Origin of the sequence: Streptomyces sp. GS7 (assembly GCF_009834125.1) — a bacterium.
In the GTDB taxonomy this organism is placed as follows: Bacteria; Actinomycetota; Actinomycetes; order Streptomycetales; family Streptomycetaceae; genus Streptomyces.
Genome location: NZ_CP047146.1, coordinates 2,907,983 through 2,934,181, shown reverse-complemented (window position 1 = coordinate 2,934,181; position 26,199 = coordinate 2,907,983). Strand labels below are relative to the sequence as shown.

Here is a 26,199-nt window from a genome sequence, read left to right as displayed (position 1 = left end):
ATGCCACACCACTGACAACGCCCCGGCCCGCCGTGATCGGCGGACCGGGGCGCGGTGCGGTTCCGTACGGGTCTCAGAGCAGGCTGCTCCAGTACGACCACCACCGGGTGAGGATCAGCAGCGCGATCACCCCGTACCAGAGCACCGGGACGACCCAGTGGAACTCCAGGACCGCGTCGCGCAGTCCCCGGGGGGCCGGGATGATGCCGTGCTTGATGTTGTGCACCGTCGTGTACCAGAACATCAGGATGGTGACGCACCAGGTCAGGGTGCACCACAGGCACAGCGCGTTGATCTCGTACAGCGACTGGGACATCAGCCACATGCAGAAGACGGCGGCGAGCAGCGTGCCGATGTTCAGGCCGATCCAGTACCAGCGGCGGAAGCGGGCGCCCGCCAGCAGGGCCATGCCGATCGCGATGACCACGCCGAACCCGACGAGCCCGGCCATCGGGTTGGGGAAGCCGAAGACGGCCGCCTGCTTGCTCTGCATGACGCTGCCGCAGGAGATGATCGGGTTGAAGCTGCAGGCCGGTTTGAAGTTCGGGTCCTTCAGCAGCTCGAACTTGTCCAGGGTGATCACCCAGGCCGCCAGGCCGCCGAGCGCACCGGTGATCACCAGCAGCAGGGCAAGGGCGCGCCCCGAGCCGATGGGGCCCGTGCCGCTCGCGTGATCGTCGTCGGTGGACACGTCGTCAAGCGCTGTCGTCGTCATATCGCCGTTCCGTCGGTCCCTTGGGGGATGAGACTCGGCCGGCGGACCCGGCCCGGTCCTTCATTGTGCCGCACCTCCCTGTGAGCCCGGGGTGTCGTGCGCGGATCCGGAGTGATTCCGCGTACCCGCCGTTGACGCGAGGGGCCCGGACGGCGTTCCGTCCGGGCCCCTCGAAGCCGTCTCGCCAACGCGGTCAGCCCAGCGCGCGCCGGGCCTCGTCGACCACCGCGTCCAGTGCGACGGCGGTCTGCTCGCCGCTCGTCAGGTCCTTGAGCTGGACGACGCCCTCGGCCAGGTCCCGCTCGCCGGCCACCAGCGCCAGCCGCGCGCCGGAGCGGTTGGCGGACTTCATGGCGTTCTTCAGGCCCTTGCCGCCGTACGCGAAGTCGGTGGCGACCCCGGCCCGGCGCAGCTCGGTGACCGCGCGGAACAGCACCCGGCGGGCCTCCTCGCCGAGCGGCACGGCGTACACCGCGGTGGCGGCCGGGATGTCGAGGGTGATGCCCTCGGCCTCCAGCGCCAGCACCGTGCGGTCGACGCCCAGCGCCCAGCCGACCGACGGCAGCGCGGGGCCGCCGATCATCTCGGAGAGGCCGTCGTAGCGGCCGCCGCCGCCCACCGCGGACTGCGAGCCGAGGCCGTCGTGGACGAACTCGAAGGTGGTACGGGTGTAGTAGTCCAGCCCGCGGACCAGCTTCTCGTCGTCCTCGAAGGCCACACCCGCCGCGGTCAGCAGCTCGCGGACCTGCTCGTGGTACGCCTTGCACGCCTCGCAGAGGTAGTCGCGGAGCAGGGGCGCCCCGGCGAGCTGCTTCTGGACCGCCTCGCGCTTGTCGTCCAGGACGCGCAGCGGGTTGATGTCGACCCGGCGGCGGGTGTCCTCGTCCAGGTCGAGCCCGCGCAGGAAGTCCTGGAGCGCGGCGCGGTAGACGGGGCGGCACTCCTGGTCGCCCAGGGAGTTGAGCAGGATCCGGAAGTTGCGCAGGCCCAGCGCGCGGTAGGACTGGTCGGCCAGGATGATCAGCTCGGCGTCCAGCGCCGGGTCCTCCGCGCCGATCGCCTCGGCGCCGACCTGCGAGAAGTGGCGGTAGCGGCCCTTCTGCGGGCGCTCGTAGCGGTAGTACGAGCCGGAGTACCAGAGCTTGACCGGGAGGTTGCCCGCCTTGTGGAGGTTGGCCTCCAGCGCCGCGCGCAGCACGGACGCGGTGCCTTCGGGGCGCAGCGCGAGCCGGTCGCCGCCCTTGGTCTCGAAGGCGTACATCTCCTTGGTGACGATGTCGGTGGACTCACCGACACCGCGCGCGAACAGCTCGACGTTCTCGAATCCGGGCGTCTCGATGTAGCCGTACCCGGAGTTCCTCAGGGGCGCGGCGATCGCCTCGCGCACCGCGAGGTACGTCGCGGAGTGCGGCGGGATCAGGTCGTAGGTGCCCTTGGGTGCCTGAAAGGTGCTCACGGAAGGTCTCGTCACATTCCTCGTCGCGGAGCGGCGTTCGGGATGCCGTCTCCGAGGCCGGCGGCCACCTGCCTCAGGAAGGGGTTGGTGGCGCGCTCGCGGCCGATGGTGGTCTGGGGGCCGTGGCCGGAGAGGACCACGGTCGAGTCGTCCAGCGGGAGGCACACGCGCTCCAGCGACCGGAGGATCTCGGCGTGGTCGCCGCCCGGCATGTCGGTGCGTCCGATGGAGCCGGCGAACAGCAGGTCGCCCGAGAAGAAGACCGGCGGCACGTCCGCCTGCTCGGGCATCCGGAAGGTCACCGACCCCTTGGTATGGCCCGGGGCGTGCGCGACGGAGAACTCCATCCCGGCGAGTTCCAAAGCGGCGCCGTCGGTCAGCTCCTTGACGTCGTCCGGCTCCCCCACGGTCAGCTCGCCCATGAGCTGCTGCCCGATGGAGCGGCCCAGGGCCTTCTCCGGGTCGCTCATCATGTAGCGGTCGGCGGGGTGGATCCAGGCGGGGACGTCGTGCGCGCCGCACACCGGGACGACCGAGGCGACATGGTCGATGTGCCCGTGGGTGAGGACGACCGCGACGGGCTTGAGCCGATGCTTCCTGACCGCGTCCTCGACTCCCTGGGCCGCCTGATGGCCCGGGTCGATGATCACGCACTCCTCGCCGGCGGCGGGGGCGACCAAGTAGCAGTTGGTCCCCCAGGCCCCGGCGGGGAACCCGGCAATCAGCACGTTCGTCCTTAAAGATCGGTGGGGGCCGGCCCGCGGGGCCGCGCCCGGAACATCCCGGCAGCTCCAGAGCCTACCGGCGCGACTCCCGGCAGGGCGAACCCGTATACGGTACGGCCACGGCAGACGGCAGCGATCGATGCTCAGGACAAGGAGACGACCGGTGGTCAGCAACGATCAGCGGCGGCGGCAGCTCGCCCGGCAGAAGTACGAGCGCCAGCAGGAGCGCCGGGCCGAGAAGTCCCGCAGGTACCGGCGCCGCAACGTGATCATCGCGTCGTCCCTGACCGTCGTGCTCGCCGCGGGCGTCGCCGCGTACGCCTCGGTGTCGCTGACCGGCAGCGTGCGCCAGGGGGCCTACAACGACGCGGTGTCCCCGGCGCCCTCCCAGGCCGCCGACCCGTGCGGCAGGCCCGCGAAGGGCGCGCCGTCGACGAAGACCTGGCCCAAGGAGCCGGCGATGGCCATCGACACCTCGGCGTCGTACACCGCGCGGCTGGACACCACCTGCGGCCGGATCACGTTCACGCTGGACGCCGGCAAGGCGCCGCACACCGTCAACTCCTTCGCCTTCCTGGCCGGCCAGGGCTACTTCGACCACAGCCGGTGCCACCGCCTGGTCGACTCGCAGATCTACGTCCTGCAGTGCGGCGACCCGAAGGGCACCGGCGAGGGGACGCCCGGCTACACCATCCCGGACGAGAACCTCAAGGACCCCCGGATCAAGGGCGATGTCTATCCGGCGGGCACGGTCGCGATGGCCAACCGCTACGACGGCAAGGACGACAAGACCCGTGATTCCGGCGGCAGTCAGTTCTTCCTCGTCTATCAGGACAGCCAGTTGCCGCCGAACTACACGCCGTTCGGGAGGATCACCGGCGGTATGGACGTCCTGAAGAAGATCGCCGCCGCCGGTTCGCGGCCCGATCCGGCCAACGGCAACACCGCGCCCAACGCCACCGTCGTGATCGACAAGGCGGCCGTCACGAAGTCCTGAGCGCCGGCCGGAAGGGGCGGCGCCCGTCGTCCCATCTGGAATTTCGGTCGTGCTGGATGCGGACAGCCGACCGCCGGTCGCCTAGATTGGCGTTGTGTAGGGTGCCTGCTCCGACGGCCTGACCACCCTCACCCGCAAGACAGCCCGTCGGACCGGCCAGGGCGCTGCCCGGCCGGACAGAAACTGTGGACGATGCCGGGGGGCCGCACGCCCCGTCGGCATCATGTGGAGGAGGCGCTGTGAGCAGCGACCCATGGGGCCGCGTCGATGAGACGGGGACCGTGTACGTGCGTACCGCCGACGGCGAGCAGGTCGTCGGATCGTGGCAGGCGGGAACTCCCGAGGAGGCCCTTGCCTACTTCGAGCGCAAGTATGAGGGCCTGGTCGTCGAGATCGGCCTCCTGGAGCGGCGGGTCAAGACCACCGACCTCTCGGCGAAGGACGCCATGACCGCGATCGACCACCTGCGCGTGCAGGTGGACGAGCACCACGCGGTGGGCGACCTGGAGGCACTGAGAAAGCGGCTGGACGCGCTCGTCGGCACGGTCGAGTCGCGCCGCGAGGAGCGCAAGGCCCAGAAGGCCAAGCAGAGCGACGAGGCCCGGCAGTCCAAGGAGAAGCTGGTCGTCGAGGCGGAGGAGCTGGCGGCCAGCGAGCAGTGGCGGGCGGCCGGTGAGCGGCTGCGGGCGCTGGTCGACATCTGGAAGGGCCTGCCGCGGCTGGACCGCAAGACCGACGACGAGCTGTGGCACCGCTTCTCGCACGCCCGCTCGGCGTTCTCCAAGCGGCGCAAGGCGCACTTCGCCTCGCTGGACGCGCAGCGCGAGGAGTCCCGCAAGGCCAAGGAGAAGCTGGTCGCCGAGGCCGAGGCGCTGTCCGGCTCGACGGACTGGGGCGCCACCGCCGCCCGCTACCGCGAGCTGATGACGGACTGGAAGGCCGCGGGCCGCGCCCAGCGCGAGCACGAGGACGACCTGTGGAACCGCTTCCGCGGCGCCCAGGACGTGTTCTTCCAGGCGCGCGGCGAGGTCTTCGCGGAGCGGGACGCCGAGCAGCGGGAGAACCTGACCCGCAAGGAGGAGCTGGCCGTCGAGGCGGAGAAGCTGCTCCCGGTGACCGACCTGAAGGCGGCACGGTCCGCGTTCCGGGCGATCAACGAGCGGTGGGAGGCCATCGGCCATGTGCCGCGGGACGCCCGCCCGAAGATCGAGGGCCGGATGCACGCCGTCGAGCGGGCCATCCAGGACGCCGAGGAAGCCGAGTGGCGGCGTACGAACCCCGAGGCGCGGGCGCGGGCCGCGGGGCTGACCGGCCAGCTGCAGGACGCCGTCGACAAGCTCCAGAAGCAGATCGACGCGGCGCGGGCGGCAGGCAACGACGCCAAGGCCGACAAGCTCGGCCGCGAGCTGGAGGGCCGCAAGGCGCTGCTGGACCAGGCGCTCAAGGGCCTGGAGGAGTTCGGCGGCTGAGCACGCTGTGCCCGTACGCGACGGCCCGCCGGGGTTTCCCGGCGGGCCGTCCGCGTGCCGGGCCCGGCTCACCGCCGGCTGCGCCGCGCCGTCTCCGTCAGGTCGAGGGCGTGCTTGAGGACCTCACACGCCTGGATGTGGTTGCCGGACTCCTGGAGCAGATCGGCCAGCCGCCGGCAGACCAGCACCGCTTCCGGGCCGTAGACCTGGTGGGTCTGGTGGAACGCCTGCTCCAGGACCTCGATGGCCTCCTTGATCTGCCCGGTCTCGGCGAGGAGTTCGGAGAGTTCCAGCTGGACGGCGGGGAGGCTGCCCCGGCCGTCCGGTCCGCGCTCCCGGAGGGCGAGCCGCAGCACCGGCAGCGCGTCCCGGCTGTTGCCGGTCGCCCGCAGCATCCGCGCCAGGCTCAGGCCGGACGCGACCATCGCGGCGCGGACCTCGGCGTCGAGCACCGGCCCGGCGGGCGCGCGGCGCCGCGCCAGCGCCCGGTTGCGGGCCAGTGGCAGCCGTCCCACGCCGTTCTCCTGCGAGCGCTGCGGCAGCGGCCGGTTCTTGGCCCGCAGCCGCTCGTCCAGGGCCCGGTAGAGGGTTTCGAGGTCGATCAGCTCCGGGCCGTCGGTGATGCCGTGCCGGAGGATGCCGAGCAGTTCGCCCGTGAAGGCGGTGTGCGGCTCGCCGTCCGGTGCCAGGGCGACCCGGTCCCGCGGGGAGGCGGTCAGAACGTAGGCGCCGTCCACCGCGGCCTGGGCGGCCAGCACATCGGCGCGCCCGGCGAGCGTACGGGCGGCCCGGCCGCTGAAGCAGCAGTCCAGGACGATCACCTTGCGGCGGGCCCGGGCGCCGCGGATGGCGCCGCGCAGATGCTGGTAGGCGACCGCGGTGTAGCCGACGCCGTCCCGCGAACCGGTCAGGCCGAGATAGAGGTCGGCCGACTCGGAGTCCCGCATGCCGTGGCCCGCGTAGTAGACGACGAGGGTGTCGGTGGCCTGGTCGCCGGCGCGGTGCACGGGGTCGAGCATGGCGGCGGCGCTCCCCGGGTCGAGGACCACCTCGCAGTGCGGTGCGGGCAGTCCCCAGACCGTGGCGTCGCCGAGGGTCCCCGCGAGGTCCCGGAGGTTGGCCTCGACGGCCGGGAGCGCGTCGAGGTGGTGGTAGGAGGCGGTGCCGAGCAGCACGGCCCGGGAGGCGGCCGGATCAGGCAGTCCGGTCATCGCCCCCGGGCTCCTGGGGTTCGTCGAGCAGCGCGGCGATCCGGCGCAGCGTCTCCGGGTCGCCGACCGCACCACGCGGGATCCTGACCTCCATCTCCCCCGAACGCAGGGTGAGTTCGGGGGCGCGGCGGCGCGAGTCGCGCCATTGGAGGACCGAGACCGCGAGCGAGCCGCCGGACACCGCGGTGCCGATCGCCAGCTGGAGCAGGTCGAAGCCGGTGCCCATCTCGCCGGGCCGGGGCCCGCGGGCGGCGCCGAGCCGGCCGCGTACCCGGCGGCTCAGTTCCTCGTCGTCGTGCAGCCACCGCATCAGGGACCGGAGTTCCTCCTCCGCGTCGCCCCCCGGCTCCGTCGTCACCCGTACGTCGAGATCAGTCATGATCCCGCCCCCTCCTCTGCTCGGTCCGTGTGTTGACCCGTGAGAACAGTTCCAGTGCTTCCGCCCCGGCGCCCAGCCGCGCCAGGCACACCGCCTGCCAGTACTGGCTGGTCAAGGTGGTCGGATGGTCCGGACCCAGGGCCGAGGCGCAGACCTGGGCGACCGCGGTGAGCATCCGCACCGCCTCCTGGAGATCGCCGCGCAGCACCAGGTTGACCGCCTCGCGCTGCCGGGACCGGGCGTTGTCCGCCGTCATGCCGCTGAGCATCATCTGAAGGGTGCCGTCGCTCAGGGTCAGCGGCCGGTGGGCGTCCGGGGTGGCGGGCACCGGGCCGGGAATCGCCGCCCAGTCCAGCACTTCCGGCACCGAGGAGTCCTGGGCCGGCGGACTGTAGACGAACTCCACGGCCTGCTCGCGGACGCAGCGGGCCACCAGCTCGCGTAACGCGCGCTGGTCGTCCGCGGTCGGCAGCCCGGCCAACAGCCCCTCGACATCGGCGGCGGCCGGCCGCCGGCCGGCTTCCTGCCCGCACAGCGTGTCCACGAGGTGCGCCAGGGCATGCGGAATGCCGCTGCCGTACCGCTCGGCCAGCCGCGGGATACCCGGCCCCACCGCCCGTTCCACCAGCACGCCGACGTCGACGGCGTCCGCGCCCAGCGGCGGCGTGCCGGTGAGCATCAGGTACAGGCAGGCGCCGAGCCCGTACAAGTCGGCTTCCGGGCCGGGGAGTTCACCGCGGATCAGCTCCGGGGCCATGTACTGCGGGGTGCCGAGCAGCGCGCCGGCCTGGGTGATGGCCGGCTCCTCGGCGAGCCGGGCCAGGCCGAAGTCCTGGAGCACCACCCGGCCGGCACGGGTGACGGTGACATTGGTCGGTTTGACGTCGCGGTGCAGGACGCCGGCGGCGTGCGCGGCGGCCAGCGCCCGGCACATGCCCAGCCCGATCTCGGCGGCCAGCGCCGGCGGCAGCGGTCCGTGGGCCTCCACCAGCGCCGCCGGCCCCACCCCGTCCAGCAGTTCCATCACGATGTACGGCGTGCCCTCGTGGACGCCGCTGTCGTAGACGTGGACCACTCCCGGGTGGCTGATCCGGGCCAGCGCCTGAGCCTCCCGCTGGAAGCGCCGCAGGGCCGTCGAGCCGGAGTCGAGACCGCCGGCGGCCAGCAGCCGCTTGACCGCCACCCGGCGGTCCAGCCCGGTGTCCAGCGCCTCGTGGACGGCGCCCATCCCGCCGCGGCCGATCAGCCGGACGAGGCGGTAGCGCCCGCCGAGCAGTTCCTCCCCCATCGTGTCCCCCGCCGCTCTCTCAGGGCCTGCGTGCCGAGGTCACCCGGTAGACGTCGTAGACGCCCTCAACTCCCCTGACGGCCTTGAGGACATGGCCCAGATGCTTGGGGTCGCCCATCTCGAAGGTGAAGCGCGAGGTGGCGACCCGGTCGCGGGAGGTCTGGACCGCCGCGGACAGGATGTTGACGTGCTGGTCGGACAGCACCCGGGTGACGTCCGACAGCAGCCGGGAGCGGTCCAGCGCCTCGACCTGGATGGCGACCAGGAAGACCGAGGACTGGGTGGGCGCCCACTCGACGTCCAGGATCCGCTCGGGCTGCCGGGACAGCGAGTCGACGTTGACGCAGTCGGCGCGGTGCACCGAGACGCCGCTGCCGCGGGTGACGAACCCGATGATGGGGTCGCCCGGCACCGGCGTACAGCAGCGGGCCAGCTTGACCCAGACATCGTCGACGCCCTTGACGACGACGCCCGGATCGGTGCTGGACCGGCGCTTGGAGCGCGGCCGGATCGGCGTCGACTCGGCGATGTCCTCGGTGGCCTCGTCCTGCCCGCCGAGCGCCTGCACCAGCTTCTGGACGACGCTCTGCGCGGCGACATGGCCCTCGCCGATGGCGGCGTAGAGCGAGGAGATGTCCGGGTAGCGCATCTCGTGCGCGAGGGTGACCAGGGAGTCGCCGGTCAGGATTCGCTGGATGGGCAGGTTCTGCTTGCGCATGGCGCGCGCGATGGCGTCCTTGCCCTGCTCGATGGCCTCGTCGCGGCGCTCCTTGGAGAACCACGCGCGGATCTTGTTGCGGGCCCGCGGGGACTTGACGAAGCTGAGCCAGTCGCGGGACGGACCCGCGCCGGCCGCCTTGGAGGTGAAGACCTCCACCAGGTCACCGTTGTCCAGGGTCGATTCGAGCGGTACCAGCCGCCCGTTGACCCGCGCTCCTATCGTGCGGTGGCCGACCTCGGTGTGCACCGCGTACGCGAAGTCGACCGGGGTGGCGCCGGCCGGCAGCGCTATCACATCGCCCTTCGGCGTGAAGACGAAGACCTCGTTGCGCGAGAGGTCGAAGCGCAGCGACTCCAGGAACTCGCCCGGGTCCTCGGTCTCCTTCTGCCAGTCCAGCAACTGCCGCAGCCAGGCCATGTCGTTGACGGTGTCCTGGCCGGCGCCCTTGCCGGTGCCCTTGGGCACGTCGGTACGCACCTTGGAGGCCCCGGCGACCGCCTCCTGCTTGTACTTCCAGTGCGCGGCGATGCCGTACTCGGCGCGGCGGTGCATGTCGAAGGTGCGGATCTGGAGTTCAACGGGCTTGCCGCTGGGGCCGATCACGGTCGTGTGCAGCGACTGGTACATGTTGAACTTGGGCATCGCGATGTAGTCCTTGAACCGGCCGGGGACCGGATTCCACCGCGCGTGGATGGTGCCCAGGGCCGCGTAGCAGTCCCGGACCGTGTCGACGAGGACCCGGATGCCCACCAGGTCGTAGATCTCGGCGAAGTCGCGCCCGCGCACGATCATCTTCTGGTAGACGCTGTAGTAGTGCTTGGGGCGGCCGGTGACGGTGGCCTTGATGCGGGCGGCCCGGAGGTCGGCCTGGACCTCGTCGGTCACTATCGCCAGATACTCGTCCCGTTTGGGGGCGCGCTCGGCGACCAGCCGGACGATCTCGTCGTACATCTTGGGGTAGAGGATCGCGAACGCGAGGTCCTCCAGCTCCCACTTGATGGTGTTCATGCCCAGCCGGTGCGCCAGCGGGGCGTAGATCTCCAGCGTCTCGCGGGCCTTCTTCTCCTGCTTCTCCCGCTTGAGGTAGCGCATGGTGCGCATGTTGTGCAGCCGGTCGGCGAGCTTGATGACCAGCACCCGCGGGTCCTTGGCCATCGCGACGACCATCTTGCGGACCGTCTCCGCCTGCGCGGCCTCGCCGAACTTGACCTTGTCCAGCTTGGTGACGCCGTCGACGAGCAGCGCGACCTGGTCGCCGAAGTCCCGGCGCAGGGTGTCGAGTCCGTACTCGGTGTCCTCGACGGTGTCGTGCAGCAGTCCCGCCATCAGGGTCGCCGGGTCCATGCCCAGCTCGGCGAGGATGGTGGTGACCGCGAGCGGGTGGGTGATGTACGGGTCGCCGCTCTTGCGCTTCTGGCCGCGATGCCAGCGCTCGGCGACCTGGTAGGCCCGCTCGACCTGGCGCAGCGTGGCGGTCTCGATCTTGGGGTCGTTGCCGCGCACGGCCCGCAGCAGCGGTTCGAGGACCGGGTTGTACGGGCTGGAGCGCTGGACGCCCAGACGGGCCAGGCGGGCCCGGACGCGGTTGGGCGAGCCGGAGCGGCCCAGGGAGGCGGGCGGCAGCGGCTTGCCCCCGGCCGGCGGCTGCGCCGCGGGGGCCGGGCGGGGCCGGTCGGCGGGGGCCTGGGGCCCGGCGGGCCGGTCTGCGGTCGGCCGGGGCTTGGCGGTGCCGCCGGCCGCGCTCTGCCGCTCGGGCTTCGGCGCGGCGGAGGAAGCCGTGTCCTTCGGCTTCGGCTCGTCCGGGCGCGCGGCAGGGGTTCCCGCCGGACGCAGTCCGGGGGAGAGCGGCTGGGCCTCGTCTGGCAAGAGCACTCCTCATGCGGGTACGGACCCCAGGACCTCGAAGCGGCCGGGATGCCATGGTATCGAGCCCATGGCCACGGCCGCCGCGCGGCCATGGCTCCGTACATGACACAGCGGCAGGGGCACCCGGAATGTTCCGGATGCCCCTGCCGCCCGCACCGTGCCGAAGACCGGCTCAGATCGTGATCAGCGCCTCCAGCGGAGCGCCCTTCAGGCCCGGCTCCAGCCGCTGCCGCCCGGCCAGGAAGCCCAGCTCCAGCAGCACCGCCAGACCCGCGACCTCCGCACCCGCACGCCGGATGAGCTGCATCGACGCGTCCGCGGTGCCGCCGGTGGCGAGGACGTCGTCGATCACCAGCACCCGGTCGCCGGGCGCCAGGGCGTCGGCGTGCAGCTCGATCTCGGCGGTGCCGTACTCCAGCTCGTACGCCTGGCCGAGCGTCGTGCCGGGCAGCTTGCCCGCCTTGCGCACCGGTACGAAACCGATACCGGCGGAGACCGCGACCGGGGCGGCGAGGATGAAGCCCCGGGCCTCCAGGCCGACGACCTTGTCGGCGCGGTGGCGCTCGCACAGGTCGACGAAGGCGCCGGTCAGCGCGGCGAACGCGGCCGGGTCGGCGAGCAACGGGGTGATGTCCTTGAACATCACGCCCGGCTTCGGGTAGTCCGGGACGTCGGAGATCCGGCTCAGCAGGAGCTCGCGCAGCTCCGGGGAGGCGGTCATCGGCGCTTCCCCGACGGGCCGCCGCGCCCCCGGCTGCGGGAGGCGGGCTGCTGCCGCGGGCCGACGACCGCGGCGTCCTCGGCCTCGTCGGCGGCCGGCTGCCCGTCCTCGCCCGCCTCCTTGGCCTCCGACACGGCGCGCTTCGCGAGGACCCGCCTGGCGAGCGCCTGCATCTGCGGCTCACGGCCCTTGAGGTCGGCGACCAGCGGCGTCGCGATGAAGATCGAGGAGTAGGCACCGGCGGCCAGACCCACGAACAGGGCCAGCGAGATGTCGTTGAGCATGCCGGCGCCGAGCACCCCACCGCCGACGAACAGCAGACCGGCGACCGGGAGCAGCGCCACGACCGTGGTGTTGATCGACCGCACCAGGGTGCCGTTGATGCTGCGGTTGGCGATCTCGCCGTACGTGAAGCGGCTCTGCTTGGTGATGTCCTTGGAGGCTTCCTTCAGGCTGTCGAAGACGACGACCGTGTCGTAGAGGGAGTAACCGAGGATCGTCAGCAGACCGATGACCGTGCCCGGGGTGACCTCGAAGCCGACCAGGGCGTAGACGCCGACCGTGATCGTCAGGTCGTGGACCAGCGCGACCAGCGCGGCCAGCGCCATCCGCCACTCGAAGGCGATGGCCAGATAGAGCACCACGAGGACCATGAAGATCCCCAGGCCCAGCCATGCCTTGTCGGCGATCTGCTGGCCCCAACTCGGGCCGACCAGCTGGGTGTTGACGTCCTTGACCGGGACGTTGAGGTCCTTGGCCAGCTCTTCCTGGACGGGCAGCGCCTGCTTGGTGTCCAGACCGCTGATCTGGATGCGCAGCGCGCCGCCGCCGAGCTTCTGCACCATGGCCTGGTGGCCGCCGGCCGCGGACTCCGCCCGGTGCTGGGCCTCCTCCGTCGTCACCGAGGTGTTCGGGGTGGTGAAGACCGCACCGCCGGAGAACTCGATGCCCATGTTCAGACCGCGCACCGACAGGCCGACGATGGCCGTGATGGTGATGAGGATCGAGACGCCGTACCAGATCATCCGCTTGCCGATGAAGTCGTAGCCGACCTCACCGCGGTAGAGCCGGGCGCCGATGTTGCCGAGCTTGGACATCTCACGCCTCCTTCGTCTGGGTGGGGGCGGTGCGACGGCGGCGCAGCGGCGGCTTGGCGCCCAGGCGCTTGGGATCGAGGCCGGACCAGGGGTGTCCTTCGGAGAAGAACTTCCGCCGGGCCAGCAGCGTCATCAGCGGCTTGGTGAAGAGGAAGACCACGACGACGTCGAGCAGGGTGGTCAGGCCCAGCGTGAACGCGAAGCCCTGCACCTTGCCGACGGTGACGATGAACAGCACCGCGGCGGCCAGGAACGACACGAAGTCGGAGACCAGGATCGTCCGGCGGGCCCGAGGCCAGCCGCGCTCGACGGCCGGGCGCAGCGTGCGCCCCTCGCGGATCTCGTCCCGGATGCGTTCGAAGTAGACGATGAACGAGTCGGCGGTGATACCGATCGCCACGATGGCGCCGCAGACCGCCGGGAGGTTCAGCGCGAACCCGATGGCCGGACCGAGCAGCGTCATGATCGTGTACGTCAGGATCGCCGAGACGAGCAGGCTCGCCAGCGCGACCAGCGCCAGCCCCCGGTAGTAGGCGACCAGGTAGACGATGACCAGCGCCAGGCCGATGGCACCGGCGACCAGACCGGCGTGCAGCTGCTCGCCACCGAGCGCCGCGGTCACCGTGGTCTCGTCGTCGATCTTGAAGGACAGCGGCAGCGCACCGTACGAGAGCATGTTGCCCAGGTCCTGCGCCGACTGCTGGGTGAAGCCGCCGGAGATCGTGGCGTTGCCGCCGTTGAGCCGCTCGCTGACGCGCGGGTCGGAGACCACCGCGCCGTCCAGGACGATCGCGAACTGGTTCTGCGGCGGCGTCTTGGTGGCGAGCTTGCCGGTGATGTCCGCGAACTTCTTGCCGCCGTCGGAGGTGAAGTCCATCTGGACGATCCAGCCCTGGCCCTGCTGGCTGTCGAAGACCGCCTTGGCGTCCTTGACGTCCGTGCCCTCGACGCCGACCGGGCCGAGCACGTACTTCTGCGAACCGTCGTCCTTGCAGGCCACGACCGGGTCGGTCGGCTTGGCGCCCGCGGCCTGCTCACCGGCGGTCGCCCGGCTCTGCTTCGTGGAGCAGTCCAGCGCGCCGAGCTGCTTCTGCAGGGCCGGCGGGACGTCCGCGCCGCCGGGGGCGGGCGGCGTCGGCTGGGCGGAGGGCTTGGCCGTCCCGGAGGCGGACGGCGCCGCGGACGGCTTCTTCAGGGCGTCCGTGACGGCGCGGCCCTGGGCCGTGGCACTCGCGCTCGGCGACGGCGAGGCGTTCTTGCCGGTGGCCTGCTCGCCGCCGCCCTTGCCGTTCTTGCCGCTCTGGGAGGGGCTGGGCGTGGGCTGCGGGGTCTTGGTGCCCGCGGTGGTGGTCAGCACCGGCCGGAAGGCGAGCTGCGCGGTGGTGCCGACCTGCTGGCGGGCCTGCTTCGCGTCCGTCCCCTTGGGGATGTTCACGATGATGTGGTTGCTGCCCTGCGTCTGGACCTCGGACTCGGTCACACCGAGACCGTTGACCCGCCGCTCCATGATGCCGGCGGCGGTGTTCATGTTGGTCTCGTTGATCGCGTTGGGCTTGCCCGGCTGGTTCTGCGCCGCCAGCGTGAAACTGGTGCCGCCCGCCAGGTCGATGCCCAGTCGGGGGGTCAGCGTGCCGGTGGAGAACATGCCTCCGACCAGCCCCGCCATCGCGATCAGGACCAGGATCAGGGTGCGCCCTGGATGCCCCTGGCTAGCGGGCGCCCTGCGGCCCTTTTTCGGTGCTGCCACCTTGTCGTTTCTCCCTGTCCAACCCCTCGGCCTGGGATGTCTGCCGAGCGGCCACGAAGTCTTGTGGGGACGTGCCCCCGCCGGAGCCTAGACCGTCCGGGAACCGCGGTGCGCCCGATCGGGGGCGTGCCGCGGTTCCCGGAGAACGGACTACTTCGCGTCGGCGCCGCCGGCCTTCTTGTCTTCCTTGGCGGTGTCGGCCTCGGCCTTGGCGGGCTCCTCGGCCTTGGCGGCCTTGTCGGCCTTGTCGGCCTTGTCGCCGTCGACCTTGGCTGCCTCGTCGGCGGCGGGCTCGGCCTCGGCCTCGGTCTTGCCGAGGTCGATCTTGTCGGCCTTGTCACCCTTTTCGGTGGCCTCGTCGGCACCGGCACCGGTCAGCGACGAGATGTCGTCCGGGACGACCGGCTGCTCGTCACCGGCGATCGGGTCGGCACCGTCCAGAATGCGGTTGTACTCCTCATCCGCGAGCACCGCGCCGATGGCGTTCTTGGCGTAGATGGCGTGCACGCCGGGGGCGACCTCCAGGAGGACGGTGTCCTCGTGGATTTCCTTGACGGTGGCGTACATGCCACCGATCGTCCGGACGCCGGTGCCGGCCTGCATGTCATCGCGCATCTGCTGGGCCGCCTGCTGCTTCTTCTTGGCGGACCGCGTCATCAGGAACATGGCCCCGATGAGGACGATGAACGGGAGGAGAGTCACGATACTCACGGGACGGAAATCCTTCGCACGACCGCTGCTCCGCGGTCTCATATAGCGGGGGTGGATACACCGCCCACACGGACGGCATCGGCGGAGTCTAAGCGAGTCTCCACCAGTGGAACAACGCCCAGCATCGCACCGCAGTTCCTCAGCGGGCGAGTCTCCGCGCCGTCATGCCCCGAACAAGCCCTGCTGCGCGCCGCCGCCCGCCTGCTGCGGGACCAGCCCCATGTGCGTCCAGGCCGCCGGGGTCGCGATCCGGCCACGCGGCGTACGCGCCAGCAGCCCCTCCCGTACGAGGAACGGCTCGGCGACCTCCTCGACCGTCTCGCGCTCCTCCCCCACCGCGACCGCCAGGGTGGACAGGCCCACCGGGCCACCGCCGAACAGCTTGAGCAGGGCGGTGAGCACCGCCCGGTCGAGCCGGTCCAGACCACGGCCGTCGACCTCGTAGACCCCCAGGGCCTGCGAGGCGACCTCGCGGGTGATCACCCCGTCCGCCTTGACCTGGGCGTAGTCGCGCACCCGGCGCAGCAGGCGGTTGGCGATCCGGGGCGTGCCCCGGGAGCGGCCGGCGATCTCGGCGGCTCCCTCGGTCTCTATGGCGACGTCGAGCAGACCGGCGGAGCGGTGGATGACGCGCTGGAGCTCGGCGGGGGCGTAGAACTCCATGTGGCCGGTGAAGCCGAAGCGGTCGCGCAGCGGCGGCGGCAGCAGGCCGGCCCGGGTCGTGGCGCCGACGAGCGTGAACGGGGGCAGCTCCAGAGGGATGGCGGTGGCGCCCGGGCCCTTGCCGACGATCACGTCGACCCGGAAGTCCTCCATGGCCATGTAGAGCATTTCCTCGGCGGGCCGGGACATCCGGTGGATCTCGTCGAGGAAGAGGACCTCGCCCTCCTGGAGGGAGGAGAGGATCGCCGCGAGGTCGCCGGCGTGCTGGATGGCCGGGCCGGAGGTGATCCGGATCGGGGCGCCCATCTCGGCCGCGATGATCATCGAGAGGGTCGTCTTGCCCAGCCCGGGAGCCCCGGAGAGCAGCACGTGGTCGGCGGTGGCGCCGCGGGCGCGGGCCGCCTTCAGCACCAGGTCGAGCTGTTCGCGGACCCGCTCCTGGCCGACGAACTCCTCCAGGTCCTTGGGCCGGAGCGCGGCCTCGACGGCGGTGTCCTCGCCATCGGCGTCGGCCGCCACCAGCCGGTCGGCCGCGACGCCGGCGGCGTCCTCGGCGGTGGGCGGTGCGGTGTCGTCCCAGTTCACTGCGGATTGCCTCGCGGGGTCGGGGCGGCCGAGCCGCCTGCGTGGTCGTACGGTCGGGGGCGCGGGGCCCGGACGGCGGCGCGCCGGCCGCCGCGGAGGGCCGCCGGACGCCGGGGCGCGCCGGTCATCGCGCCCGGTTCAGGGTCTGCAACGCGGCCTTCAGCAGCTGCGGCACCTGCGGCTGCCCGCCGGCGGCTGCCGCCGCCTCGGCCTGCGGGGTGACCGCGGCGACCGCCTCGTCCGCCTCGCGGGTGGCGTACCCCAGGCCGATCAGCGCGGCCTGGAGCTGATCGCGCCAGCCGGCGGTCACGGCGCTGCCGACGGCCGCCCGGCCGCCGCCGACCGGTGCGCCGAGCCGGTCCTTGAATTCCAGCAGCAGCTTCTGCGCGCCCTTCTTGCCGATGCCGGGCACGGCGGTGAGTGCCTTCTCGTCGCCGGTGGACACCGCGAGCCGCAGCGCGTCCGGGGAGTGCACGGCGAGCATGGCCTGGGCGAGCCGGGGGCCGACGCCGCTGGCGGTCTGCAGCAGCTCGAAGGTCTGCCGCTCGTCCTCGTCGGCGAAGCCGTAGAGGGTGAGCGAGTCCTCGCGGACGACGAGGGAGGTGGCGAGCTTGGCCCGCGCGCCGACCCGCAGCCCGGACAGGGTGTTCGGCGTGCACTGGACGGCCATGCCGATACCGCCGACCTCGACGACGGCGGTGTCCGGAGCGAGGGCCGCGACCGGGCCGGAGACAAAGGCGATCATCGGGTGCCCTTCAGCGTGCGTACGGGAGCGGCGGCGCGGCGGGCCGCGGCGTGCGCCTGCTGGAGGCGGTTGACCGCGGGGGCGCGCCAGATGTGGCAGATGGCGAGCGCGAGGGCGTCGGCGGCGTCCGCCGGCTTGGGTGGTGCGTCCAGCCGCAGCAGGCGGGTGACCATCGCGCCGACCTGCGCCTTGTCGGCCCGGCCGGAGCCGGTCACCGCCGCCTTGACCTCGCTCGGGGTGTGCAGCGCGACCGGCAGCCCACGGCGGGCGGCGCACAGCATCGCGACCGCGCTGGCCTGGGCGGTGCCCATGACCGTACGGACGTTGTGCTGGCTGAACACCCGCTCCACGGCGACGAGTTCGGGACGGTGCGTGTCGAGCCACTCGTCTATGCCGCGCTCGATGAGGACCAGGCGGTGGGCGACGTCCGCGTCCGCCGGGGTCCGTACGACGCCGACGCCGGCCATGGTCAGCGGCCGTCCCGCGACCCCGTCCACCACGCCGACCCCGCACCGCGTCAGCCCCGGGTCCACCCCCAGCACCTTCATCGGGCCCCGCCCCCTCGCCGTTTTCGGTCGTCTGTTCCTGTGTTCCTGCAGGTTAGTGGCTGCCACTGACAAACGGACGGGCCGGCGGGGTGTGTCCCCGCCGGCCCGTCGTACGACCGTGAGTCGGCCCGCGCGTCAGGCGTCGACCTTCGCCATGACGTCGTCGGACACGTCGAAGTTGGCGAAGACGTTCTGCACGTCGTCGCTGTCCTCCAGCGCGTCGATCAGCTTGAAGATCTTGCGTGCGCCGTCTTCCTCCAGCTCGACCTGCATGGTCGGGACGAAGTTGGCGTCGGCCGAGTCGTAGTCGATGCCGGCCTCCTGGAGCGCGGTGCGCACCGCGACCAGGTCGGTGGCCTCGCTGAGCACCTCGAAGGACTCGCCGAGGTCGTTGACCTCCTCGGCACCGGCGTCCAGGACCGCGCCCAGCACGTCGTCCTCGGTCAGCTCGCCCTTGGGGACGATCACCACGCCCTTGCGGTTGAACAGGTACGACACCGAGCCCGGGTCGGCCATCGAACCGCCGTTGCGGGTCATCGCGACGCGGACGTCGGACGCGGCACGGTTGCGGTTGTCGGTCAGGCACTCGATGAGCACCGCGACACCGTTGGGACCGTAGCCCTCGTACATGATCGTCTCGTAGTCGGCGCCACCGGCCTCGAGGCCGGCACCGCGCTTGAGCGCGGAGTCGATGTTCTTGTTCGGGACCGACTGCTTCTTGGCCTTCTGAATGGCGTCGTACAGCGTCGGGTTGCCCTCGATGTCGGCGCCGCCCATGCGCGCCGCGACCTCGATGTTCTTGATCAGCTTCGCGAAGAGCTTGCCGCGCTTGGCATCGATCACGGCCTTCTTGTGCTTGGTCGTAGCCCATTTAGAGTGGCCGGACATCTGCCTGTCTCCTTCGCGTAACCCATTTCAGAAACGATCGCCTGAGATCCTACCGGGGATGCGTCAGGCCGCCGCACGCACCATGTCCACGAACAGCGCGTGGATCCGGTGGTCGCCGGTGAGTTCAGGGTGGAACGACGTGGCAAGGACGTTACCCTGCCGGACGGCCACCGTATGTCCACGGTACGTCGCCAGGACATCGACGGACGCCCCGATCGACTCGACCCACGGCGCCCGGATGAAGACGCCCTCGACCGGCCCGCCGGGGATGCCGGCGACCTCGACCGCGGCCTCGAAGGACTCGTTCTGCCGCCCGAAGGCGTTACGGCGCACGATCATGTCGACGCCGCCGAGCGTCTCCTGGTCCTCGCGGGCGTCCAGCAGCTTGTCGGCGACCATGATCATGCCGGCGCAGGTGCCGTAGACCGGCCGGCCCGCCTTCACGAACGCGCGCAGCGGCTCCAACATGCCGAAGACGACGGCCAGTTTGGACATGGTGGTGGACTCGCCGCCGGGGATGACCAGGCCGTCGACCTCGGCCAGCTCCTCGGGGCGGCGGACCGGGCGCGCCTGGGCGCCGGCGTCCGCGAGCGCCTTGACGTGCTCGCGGACGTCGCCCTGGAGCGCCAGCACACCGATGGTGGGGGTGGTGCTCATCTCGGTAGGGGTCCTTACCAGCCGCGGTTGGCGTAGCGCTCGGCCTCGGGGAGGGTGTCGCAGTTGATGCCGACCATCGCCTCGCCCAGGTTGCGGGAGACATCCGCGATGACCTTGGGGTCGTCGTAGAAGGTGGTGGCCTTCACGATCGCGGCGGCGCGCTTGGCCGGGTCGCCGGACTTGAAGATGCCGGAGCCGACGAAGACGCCCTCGGCACCGAGCTGACGCATCAGCGCGGCGTCGGCGGGGGTGGCGACACCACCGGCGGAGAACAGCACGACGGGCAGCTTGCCGAGCTCGGCGACCTCCTTGACCAGCTCGAACGGGGCGCGCAGCTCCTTGGCGGCGGCGTACAGCTCGTTGTTGTCGCAGCCGCGCAGCTTGGCGATCTCGCCCTTGATCTGGCGCAGGTGGCGGACCGCCTCGACGACGTTGCCGGTGCCGGCCTCGCCCTTGGAGCGGATCATGGCCGCGCCCTCGGCGATGCGGCGCAGGGCCTCGCCCAGGTTGGTGGCACCGCAGACGAAGGGGGTGGTGAAGGCCCACTTGTCGGAGTGGTTGACCTCGTCGGCGGGGGTGAGGACCTCGGACTCGTCGATGTAGTCCACGCCGAGCGACTGGAGGACCTGGGCCTCGACGAAGTGGCCGATACGGGACTTGGCCATGACCGGGATCGAGACGGCTTCGATGATGCCGTCGATCATGTCGGGGTCGGACATACGGGCCACGCCGCCATCCTTGCGGATGTCGGCCGGCACCCGCTCCAGGGCCATGACGGCGACGGCGCCGGCGTCCTCGGCGATCTTCGCCTCTTCCGGCGTGACGACGTCCATGATCACGCCGCCCTTGAGCTGCTCCGCCATGCCGCGCTTGACGCGCGCGGTTCCGGTCTCGGGGTTCTGGGGCGTGTTGGGCGTGCTGGACACGGTAGACCTCACTCAGTGCGGGTGGTTGCGCTTCGGCGCCCACACAACCGTTGGCCAGGGACCTGGGAAAAGGGCCAATTAGAGGCCGGTGGCTTGTCACGGGCCGGCGTCCCGCGGTCCAAGCACGCCGGCTCCCCGCCGCGCGGTCCCGGACCGGGCCGTCTCCCGGCCGGTCAGCTGCCGGCGGGCCGGCCGTCCAGTACGGCCGGCGGCTCGTCGTCCATCTCGAAGGCCAGCGGGAACGGCGCGTGGCCGGCCAGTCGGAAATAGCGGACCACCCGGTGGCGGCGGACCGCGCGCGCGGCCCGTACGGCGTCGTTGTGGAACCGCCGCGCCATCGGGACCCGCCGGACCGCGGCGGTCAGCTCGGTGACCGTCTGCTCCCCGCCCGGGGCCTCCCGTACGGCCTCCAGCTGCGCCTCCTCCTCGAAGACGGCGCGCAGCGCCTGGCTCAGCTCGCTCTCCGCGACCTCGCGGTGGTCCTCCTCGGCCTGCCGGGCCTCATGCGCGGCCTGGTAGAGCACGATCGACGCGGCCGGATCCAGCACGCCCGAGGTCCCGACCTCCTGTGCCACGGAGGCCCGCCGGAGCAGTTGGGCGTCCAGTGCCGCCCGGGCCGCGTCGATCCGCGCGTGCAGGCGGTCCAGGCGGCCCGCCGTCCAGCTCAGGTAGACGCCGATGAGGACGATCGCGGCGGCGATCCAGATCATGGTGGTCACGCCCCGTCACGTTACCCGCACGGCGGCCTCCCGCCGTCCGCCCCCACCCGCCGGGGGACGCTCAGTCCTTGGCGAGCCACCTCCGGGCCCGCAGCCCGACCCGCTCGTCGGTGGCCACCGCGGACGCCCCCGTCGTCACCGTCTCGTACACCGCGAGGATGTCCGCGCCGACCGTCGTCCAGTCGAAGCGCCGCACATGCTTGCTGCCGCGCTCGCGGAGTTCGGCCAGTCGCTCGGGACTGCCCAGCAGCCGCACCGCCGCGTCGGCCAGCGCCCGGGCGTCCTCGTTGGCGAACAGCTCGCCCGCCTCGCCCTGGTCCAGGACCTGGGCGAACGCGTCGAGGTCGCTGGCGAGCACCGGTGCGCCCGCGGACATCGCCTCCACGAGGATGATGCCGAAGGACTCGCCGCCCGTATTGGGGGCCACGTAGACGTCCACGCTGCGCAGCAGGCGCGCCTTGTCCTCATCGCTGACCATGCCCAGGAACTCGACCCGGGAGCGCAGCTCGGCGGGCAGGCCGGCGACCGCCTCCTCCTCGTCGCCGCGGCCCGCGACCAGCAGCCGGGCGTCCGGGACCGCGTCGAGGATCGCCGGGAGCGCCTTCATCAGGACCGGCAGGCCCTTGCGGGGCTCGTCGATCCGGCCGATGAAGCCGAGGGTCCGGCCCTGCCACTCGGCCTTGGGCTCGGCCCGGGCGAAGAAGTCGACGTCCACGCCGTTGGGGATGACCACCGCGTCGCCGCCGAGGTGTTCGACGAGGGTGCGGCGGGCGTACTCGCTGACCGCGATGCGCGCGCTGATCTTCTCCAGGGCGGGCTGGAGGATCGGATACGCGGCGATCATGGCCCGGGAGCGCGGGTTGGAGGTGTGGAAGGTCGCCACGATCGGTCCCTGGGCCGCCCAGCAGGCGAGCAGGCCGAGGGACGGGGACGCCGGTTCGTGGATGTGGATGACGTCGAAGGCGCCGTTCTGGAGCCAGCGGCGGACCCGGGCGGCGGACAGGAAGCCGAAGTTGAGGCGGGCCACCGAGCCGTTGTACGGGACGGGGACGGCGCGGCCGGCCGAGACGACGTACGACGGCAGCGGGGTCTCGTCGTCCGCGGGGGCGAGGACCGAGACGTGGTGGCCGCGCCGGATCAGGTGCTCGGCCAGGTCCCGGATGTGGAACTGGACGCCACCGGGGACGTCCCAGGCGTAGGGGCAGACGATGCCGATTCTCACGGCGTCTCCGTTCCGGACGGCTCGGCCGCACGAGGCTCCAGGTCGGCGAGCCAGAGGCGCTGGAGCATGTGCCAGTCCTCGGGGTGGTCGGCGATACCGGAGGCGAAGGCGTCGGCGAGCTGCTGGGTCATCTGGGCGGCCTTCTCGGTGCGGGTGCCGTTCTCCGGTACCTCGATCTCCGGGTGGACCCGGCCGCGCATGACGGGGGTGTCGTCGTACCAGAGGGTGACCGGCAGCAGCATCGCGCCGGTCTGGACGGCGAGCATCGCGGGCCCGACCGGCATCTTCGTCGGCTCGCCGAAGAACTTCACCGGCATCCCGGAGCTGGACAGGTCGCGGTCGGCGACCAGGCAGACCAGCCCGCCGGCCCGCAGCCGCCGGGCCAGGGTGCCGAAGGCGGCGCCGCCGGTGTGCGGCAGCACCTCCATACCCAGGCCCTCGCGGTAGGCGACGAACCGGTCGTAGAGGCTCTCCGGCTTGAGGCGCTCGGCGACGGTGGTGAACGGGACGCCCAGCTTGGTCGTGACCCAGACGCCCGCCAGGTCGTAGTTGCCCATGTGGGGCAGCGCCAGGATCACGCCGCGCCCGCTCTTGAGCCCGTCCTCCAGGTAGTGCACGTCCTGGGGGGTGAATCCGGCCTTTATCCGCTCCTTGCTCCACGCCGGCAGCCGGAACGACTCCATCCAGTACCGCATGTACGAGCGCATCCCGGCCCGGGAGAGGGCGGCCAGCCGCTGCGGGGAGGCGTCCGGGACGACCCGCGCGAGGTTCGCCTCAAGGCGCAGGACGCCCTTTCCGCGGCGCTTCCAGACCGCGTCGGCGATCTGCTGCCCCAGCCGTACGGCGACGCCTTCCGGCAGTTTCTTGACCGTGCTCCAGCCCAGGCCGTACAGCCCGTCGGTCAGCTTCCCGGTGTCGATCAGCGGTCCGCGTCCCATCAGCCGTTCCCCCCTTGAGCGATCGCGTCGGCCTCGGCCGACTCCCGGCGTACCGTCACCACGCGCTGGCCGAGGGTGACCGCGCTGCCGGCGGCGACGATCCACAGGGCGATCGGCAGCAGGACCTCCACGCCGGGCACCCCGAACTTGTGCAGCCCGGACAGCCCGCAGGCGACCAGCGAGATGACCAGCCGCTCGGCGCGCTCCACCAGGCCGTTGACGTTCACCGGCAGCCCGATGGCCTCGCCGCGCGCCTTGGTGTACGAGACGACCTGGCCGCTGGCCAGGCAGAAGATCGCGATGGCGCAGAGCGTCAGGTTGTCACCGCGTCCGGCGTACCACAGGGCCAGCCCGCCGAAGATCGCCGAGTCGGCGACCCGGTCGAGGGTGGAGTCCAGGAAGGCGCCCCACCGGCTGGAGCGGCCCAGCTGCCGCGCCATGTTGCCGTCGACCAGGTCGGAGAAGACGAACAGCGTGATCACGACCGTGCCCCAGAAGAACTCGCCCTGGGGGTAGAAGATCAGGGCACCGGCCACCACACCGCCGGTCCCGACGAGGGTGACCGCGTCCGGGCTGACCCCGAGACGGATGAGCAGGGCGGCGAACGGTGTGAGAACACGCGTGAAGAACGCACGCGCGTACTTGTTCAGCATGACCTTCCCGGAGGGTCGATACGGGCCGCGCGGTCAAGGGGCCACCGGCTGGCCCATCGTAGCCAGGAGGCAACGGGGCACCGCGAACGCATCGCGGCGCGAGGTGCATCCCACGGCTCGGGCCCGCGGGCGCACGCCGCGCCGCGCGCCCGTGGCCCCGCAGGACGGCCTGACCGCCTCCTTGGAACGACGCGTCCGGTGTGCCATCTATGGACGCATCATGACCACGGTGGAAAGCTCGAATCACCGCAAAGTGTCGACCTGGAGGCGAGACACATGAGCGAGAAGTCGGGTACCAACCCAGGAGCCGCCGGAAGGGCGCCGGCGGCCGACCGGCCCACGGCCCTGCGCAATGTGGTGCTGGTCGGCCACAGCGGATCGGGGAAGACCACCCTCGTCGAGGCGCTCGCGCTGGCGTCCGGCGCGGTCAACCGCGCGGGACGCGTCGAGGACGGCGGCTGTCTCTCGGACTACGACGAGATCGAGCACCGCCAGCAGCGCTCCGTACAGCTCTCCCTCGTCCCGGTGGACTGGGGCGGGATCAAGATCAATCTGTTGGACACCCCCGGATACGCGGATTTCGTCGGGGAACTCAGGGCCGGTCTGCGCGCGGCGGACGCGGCCCTCTTCGTTGTCTCGGCGGCCGACGGTGTGGCCGGCGCGACCCGGATGGTGTGGGACGAGTGCGCCGCGGTCGGGATGCCGCGCGCCCTGGTCGTCACGCACCTGGAAGCCGCCCGCTCCGACTTCGACGAGATGACCCGGCGCTGCGCCGCCACCCTCGGCGGCGAGGACCCGGACGCCGTACTCCCCCTCTACCTCCCCCTGTACGGCACACCGGGCGCCGACGGCCACGCCCCCGTACACGGCCTGATCGGCCTGCTCTCCCAGCGGGTCTTCGACTACTCCTCGGGCGAACGCACCGAGCGCGCGCCCACCGACGACGAGCTCCCCCTCGTCGCGGCGGCCCGCAACCGCCTCATCGAGGGGATCATCGCCGAGAGCGAGGACGAGTCCCTCATGGACCGCTATCTGGGCGGCGAGGAGATCGACATCAAAACGCTCGTCGGCGACCTGGAGACGGCGGTCGCCCGCGGCTCCTTCCATCCCGTACTGGCCGCGGCCCCGGCCGCGGACGGCGCCAGGCAGGGGCTCGGCACCGTGGAGCTGCTGGAGCTGATCACCGGCGGCTTCCCCACCCCCGCCGAACGCGAGGCCCCCGCCGTCACCGGCACCGACGGCGCCCCGCGGCAGGCCCTGCGCTGCGACCCCGAGGGCCCGCTCGCCGCCGAGGTGGTCAAGACCTCCTCCGACCCGTACGTGGGCCGGCTCTCCCTCGTCCGGGTCTTCTCCGGCACCCTGCGCCCCGACGAGACGGTGCACGTCTCCGGCCACGGCCTCCAGGACCGCGGCCACGAGGACCACGACGTGGACGAGCGGATCGGCGCACTGTCCGCACCCTTCGGCAAGCAGCAGCGCCCGCTGTCCCAGGCGATCGCCGGCGATCTGGCGTGCGTGGCCAAGCTGACCCGTGCCGAGACCGGCGACACCCTCTCCGGCAAGGACGACCCGCTCCTGATGGAGCCCTGGACGATGCCGGACCCGCTGCTGCCGGTCGCCATCGAGGCGCACAGCAAGGCCGACGAGGACAAGCTCTCCCAGGGCCTGGCCCGGCTCGTCGCGGAGGATCCCACGATGCGCCTGGAGCACAACCAGGACACCCGCCAGGTGGTCCTGTGGTGCCTGGGCGAGGCGCACGCCGATGTGGCACTGGAGCGGCTGCGCTCCCGTTACGGCGTCCAGGTCGACACCGTCGCCCACCGGGTCCCGCTCCGGGAGACCTTCGGCGTGCCCGCCGCGGGCCGCGGCCGGCACGTCAAACAGTCCGGCGGGCACGGCCAGTTCGCGATCTGCGAGATCCAGGTCGACCCGCTGCCCGGCGGCTCCGGCATCGAGTTCGTCGACAAGGTCGTGGGCGGCGCGGTCCCCCGGCAGTTCATCCCGTCCGTCGAGAAAGGCGTCCGCGCCCAGGCGGCACGCGGGCTCGCGGTCGGGCACCCGCTCGTCGACATCCGCGTCACGCTCCTCGACGGCAAGGCGCACTCGGTCGACTCCTCGGACGCCGCGTTCCAGATGGCGGGCGCGCTGGCGCTGCGCGAGGCCGCCGCGGAGACCCGGATCGACCTCCTCGAACCGGTCGCCGAGGTACGCGTCCTGGTCCCGGACGACTTCGTCGGCCCGGTGATGAGCGATCTGTCGGGCCGCCGCGGCCGGGTGGTGGGCACCGAGCAGTCCGGGCCCGGGCGCACCCTCATCCGCGCCGAGGTGCCCGAGATCGAGATCGGGCGCTACGCCGTCGATCTGCGTTCCCTCTCGCACGGCACCGGACGCTTCGGCCGCGGCTACCTGCGGCACGAGCCGATGCCCCCGCAGCTGGCCGCCAGGATGCGCGAACAAGCCGAGAACGGCGCATAGTTAACGGTCAATCAGTCGCCGTCCGGCGCCACCCCCCTGGGCTGGACGGCGGCTGTACGCTGGGACTCCGCCGTAGA

General features: G+C 71.9%; 24 protein-coding genes. 3 read left to right on the top strand and 21 right to left on the bottom strand.

What is annotated here, in order from left to right; genetic code table 11:
- Positions 1-73 precede the first annotated feature (73 nt).
- From GR130_RS12700 to GR130_RS12690, 3 genes are all read right to left on the bottom strand, one after another.
- Positions 74-715, bottom strand: a complete 642-nt coding sequence (locus GR130_RS12700) for a vitamin K epoxide reductase family protein (protein WP_159504828.1) — start codon at positions 713-715, stop codon at positions 74-76.
- A 193-nt stretch (positions 716-908) separates the two neighbouring features.
- Entirely contained in the window at positions 909-2,171 is a 1,263-nt protein-coding gene (gene hisS / locus GR130_RS12695) for a histidine--tRNA ligase (RefSeq protein ID WP_159504827.1), read from the bottom strand.
- 11 nt (positions 2,172-2,182) lie between these two features.
- The gene (locus tag GR130_RS12690) at positions 2,183-2,899 is read right to left on the bottom strand and encodes an MBL fold metallo-hydrolase (protein WP_159504826.1); all 717 of its coding nucleotides are present in this window, start codon (positions 2,897-2,899) and stop codon (positions 2,183-2,185) included.
- Between the two features lie 160 nt (positions 2,900-3,059).
- Here GR130_RS12690 and GR130_RS12685 point away from each other — a divergent pair, with 160 nt between their 5' ends.
- Together GR130_RS12685 and GR130_RS12680 are read left to right on the top strand one after the other, a co-directional pair.
- The gene (locus GR130_RS12685) at positions 3,060-3,893 is read left to right on the top strand and encodes a peptidylprolyl isomerase (protein ID WP_159504825.1); all 834 of its coding nucleotides are present in this window, start codon (positions 3,060-3,062) and stop codon (positions 3,891-3,893) included.
- A 239-nt stretch (positions 3,894-4,132) separates the two neighbouring features.
- Positions 4,133-5,362: a DUF349 domain-containing protein gene (locus GR130_RS12680; protein ID WP_159504824.1), complete on the top strand. Its 1,230-nt coding sequence runs from the start codon at positions 4,133-4,135 to the stop codon at positions 5,360-5,362.
- 68 nt (positions 5,363-5,430) lie between these two features.
- On the opposite strand, the gene GR130_RS12675 is transcribed toward GR130_RS12680, so the two are convergent.
- The 18 genes from GR130_RS12675 to pgsA all read right to left on the bottom strand — a co-directional run bounded on the left by GR130_RS12675 (position 5,431) and on the right by pgsA (position 23,647).
- Positions 5,431-6,573 carry a caspase, EACC1-associated type gene (locus GR130_RS12675; RefSeq protein WP_159504823.1) on the bottom strand — a complete coding sequence of 381 codons (1,143 nt, stop codon included), beginning with the start codon at positions 6,571-6,573 and terminating at the stop codon, positions 5,431-5,433.
- Complete coding sequence (locus GR130_RS12670; protein WP_159504822.1) at positions 6,557-6,952, bottom strand: effector-associated constant component EACC1; 396 nt, start codon at positions 6,950-6,952, stop codon at positions 6,557-6,559. The genes GR130_RS12675 and GR130_RS12670 overlap by 17 nt, the downstream gene beginning before the upstream one ends.
- Positions 6,945-8,240 (bottom strand): serine/threonine-protein kinase, encoded by a 1,296-nt coding sequence (locus GR130_RS12665; RefSeq protein ID WP_159504821.1) that lies wholly within the window; start codon positions 8,238-8,240, stop codon positions 6,945-6,947. Before GR130_RS12665 ends, GR130_RS12670 begins: the two co-directional genes overlap by 8 nt.
- Before the next feature lie 19 nt (positions 8,241-8,259).
- Positions 8,260-10,827 (bottom strand): RelA/SpoT family protein, encoded by a 2,568-nt coding sequence (locus GR130_RS12660; protein ID WP_159504820.1) that lies wholly within the window; start codon positions 10,825-10,827, stop codon positions 8,260-8,262.
- A 172-nt stretch (positions 10,828-10,999) separates the two neighbouring features.
- Positions 11,000-11,548 (bottom strand): adenine phosphoribosyltransferase, encoded by a 549-nt coding sequence (locus GR130_RS12655; protein WP_159504819.1) that lies wholly within the window; start codon positions 11,546-11,548, stop codon positions 11,000-11,002.
- Positions 11,545-12,645: a protein translocase subunit SecF gene (secF, locus tag GR130_RS12650; RefSeq protein WP_159504818.1), complete on the bottom strand. Its 1,101-nt coding sequence runs from the start codon at positions 12,643-12,645 to the stop codon at positions 11,545-11,547. The genes GR130_RS12655 and secF overlap by 4 nt, the downstream gene beginning before the upstream one ends.
- Before the next feature lies 1 nt (position 12,646).
- Positions 12,647-14,392 (bottom strand): protein translocase subunit SecD, encoded by a 1,746-nt coding sequence (secD, locus tag GR130_RS12645; RefSeq protein ID WP_159504817.1) that lies wholly within the window; start codon positions 14,390-14,392, stop codon positions 12,647-12,649.
- A 150-nt stretch (positions 14,393-14,542) separates the two neighbouring features.
- Positions 14,543-15,103: a preprotein translocase subunit YajC gene (gene yajC, locus GR130_RS12640; RefSeq protein ID WP_159504816.1), complete on the bottom strand. Its 561-nt coding sequence runs from the start codon at positions 15,101-15,103 to the stop codon at positions 14,543-14,545.
- 162 nt (positions 15,104-15,265) lie between these two features.
- Positions 15,266-16,351 (bottom strand): Holliday junction branch migration DNA helicase RuvB, encoded by a 1,086-nt coding sequence (gene ruvB / locus GR130_RS12635; RefSeq protein WP_159504815.1) that lies wholly within the window; start codon positions 16,349-16,351, stop codon positions 15,266-15,268.
- A gap of 124 nt (positions 16,352-16,475) precedes the next feature.
- Positions 16,476-17,096, bottom strand: a complete 621-nt coding sequence (gene ruvA / locus GR130_RS12630) for a Holliday junction branch migration protein RuvA (RefSeq protein WP_159504814.1) — start codon at positions 17,094-17,096, stop codon at positions 16,476-16,478.
- Positions 17,093-17,644: a crossover junction endodeoxyribonuclease RuvC gene (ruvC, locus tag GR130_RS12625; RefSeq protein WP_159504813.1), complete on the bottom strand. Its 552-nt coding sequence runs from the start codon at positions 17,642-17,644 to the stop codon at positions 17,093-17,095. The genes ruvA and ruvC overlap by 4 nt, the downstream gene beginning before the upstream one ends.
- Before the next feature lie 135 nt (positions 17,645-17,779).
- Positions 17,780-18,532, bottom strand: a complete 753-nt coding sequence (locus tag GR130_RS12620) for a YebC/PmpR family DNA-binding transcriptional regulator (protein ID WP_159504812.1) — start codon at positions 18,530-18,532, stop codon at positions 17,780-17,782.
- Between the two features lie 63 nt (positions 18,533-18,595).
- A complete protein-coding gene (pdxT, locus tag GR130_RS12615; protein WP_159504811.1) occupies positions 18,596-19,189 on the bottom strand; it encodes a pyridoxal 5'-phosphate synthase glutaminase subunit PdxT in 594 nt (197 codons plus the stop codon).
- A gap of 14 nt (positions 19,190-19,203) precedes the next feature.
- Positions 19,204-20,115, bottom strand: a complete 912-nt coding sequence (pdxS, locus tag GR130_RS12610; protein WP_159504810.1) for a pyridoxal 5'-phosphate synthase lyase subunit PdxS — start codon at positions 20,113-20,115, stop codon at positions 19,204-19,206.
- A gap of 173 nt (positions 20,116-20,288) precedes the next feature.
- Positions 20,289-20,834 (bottom strand): hypothetical protein, encoded by a 546-nt coding sequence (locus GR130_RS12605; protein ID WP_159504809.1) that lies wholly within the window; start codon positions 20,832-20,834, stop codon positions 20,289-20,291.
- Positions 20,835-20,895: 61 nt separating this feature from the next.
- Positions 20,896-22,056: a glycosyltransferase family 4 protein gene (locus tag GR130_RS12600; RefSeq protein ID WP_159504808.1), complete on the bottom strand. Its 1,161-nt coding sequence runs from the start codon at positions 22,054-22,056 to the stop codon at positions 20,896-20,898.
- Positions 22,053-22,994, bottom strand: a complete 942-nt coding sequence (locus GR130_RS12595) for a phosphatidylinositol mannoside acyltransferase (RefSeq protein ID WP_159504807.1) — start codon at positions 22,992-22,994, stop codon at positions 22,053-22,055. Before GR130_RS12595 ends, GR130_RS12600 begins: the two co-directional genes overlap by 4 nt.
- Positions 22,994-23,647: a phosphatidylinositol phosphate synthase gene (pgsA, locus tag GR130_RS12590; RefSeq protein WP_159504806.1), complete on the bottom strand. Its 654-nt coding sequence runs from the start codon at positions 23,645-23,647 to the stop codon at positions 22,994-22,996. The genes GR130_RS12595 and pgsA overlap by 1 nt, the downstream gene beginning before the upstream one ends.
- Positions 23,648-23,923: 276 nt before the next feature.
- On the opposite strand from pgsA, the gene GR130_RS12585 reads away from it, so the two are divergent.
- Positions 23,924-26,122, top strand: coding sequence for an elongation factor G-like protein EF-G2 (locus GR130_RS12585; RefSeq protein ID WP_159504805.1), 2,199 nt, complete (start codon positions 23,924-23,926; stop codon positions 26,120-26,122).
- The last annotated feature ends 77 nt before the right edge of the window (positions 26,123-26,199 follow it).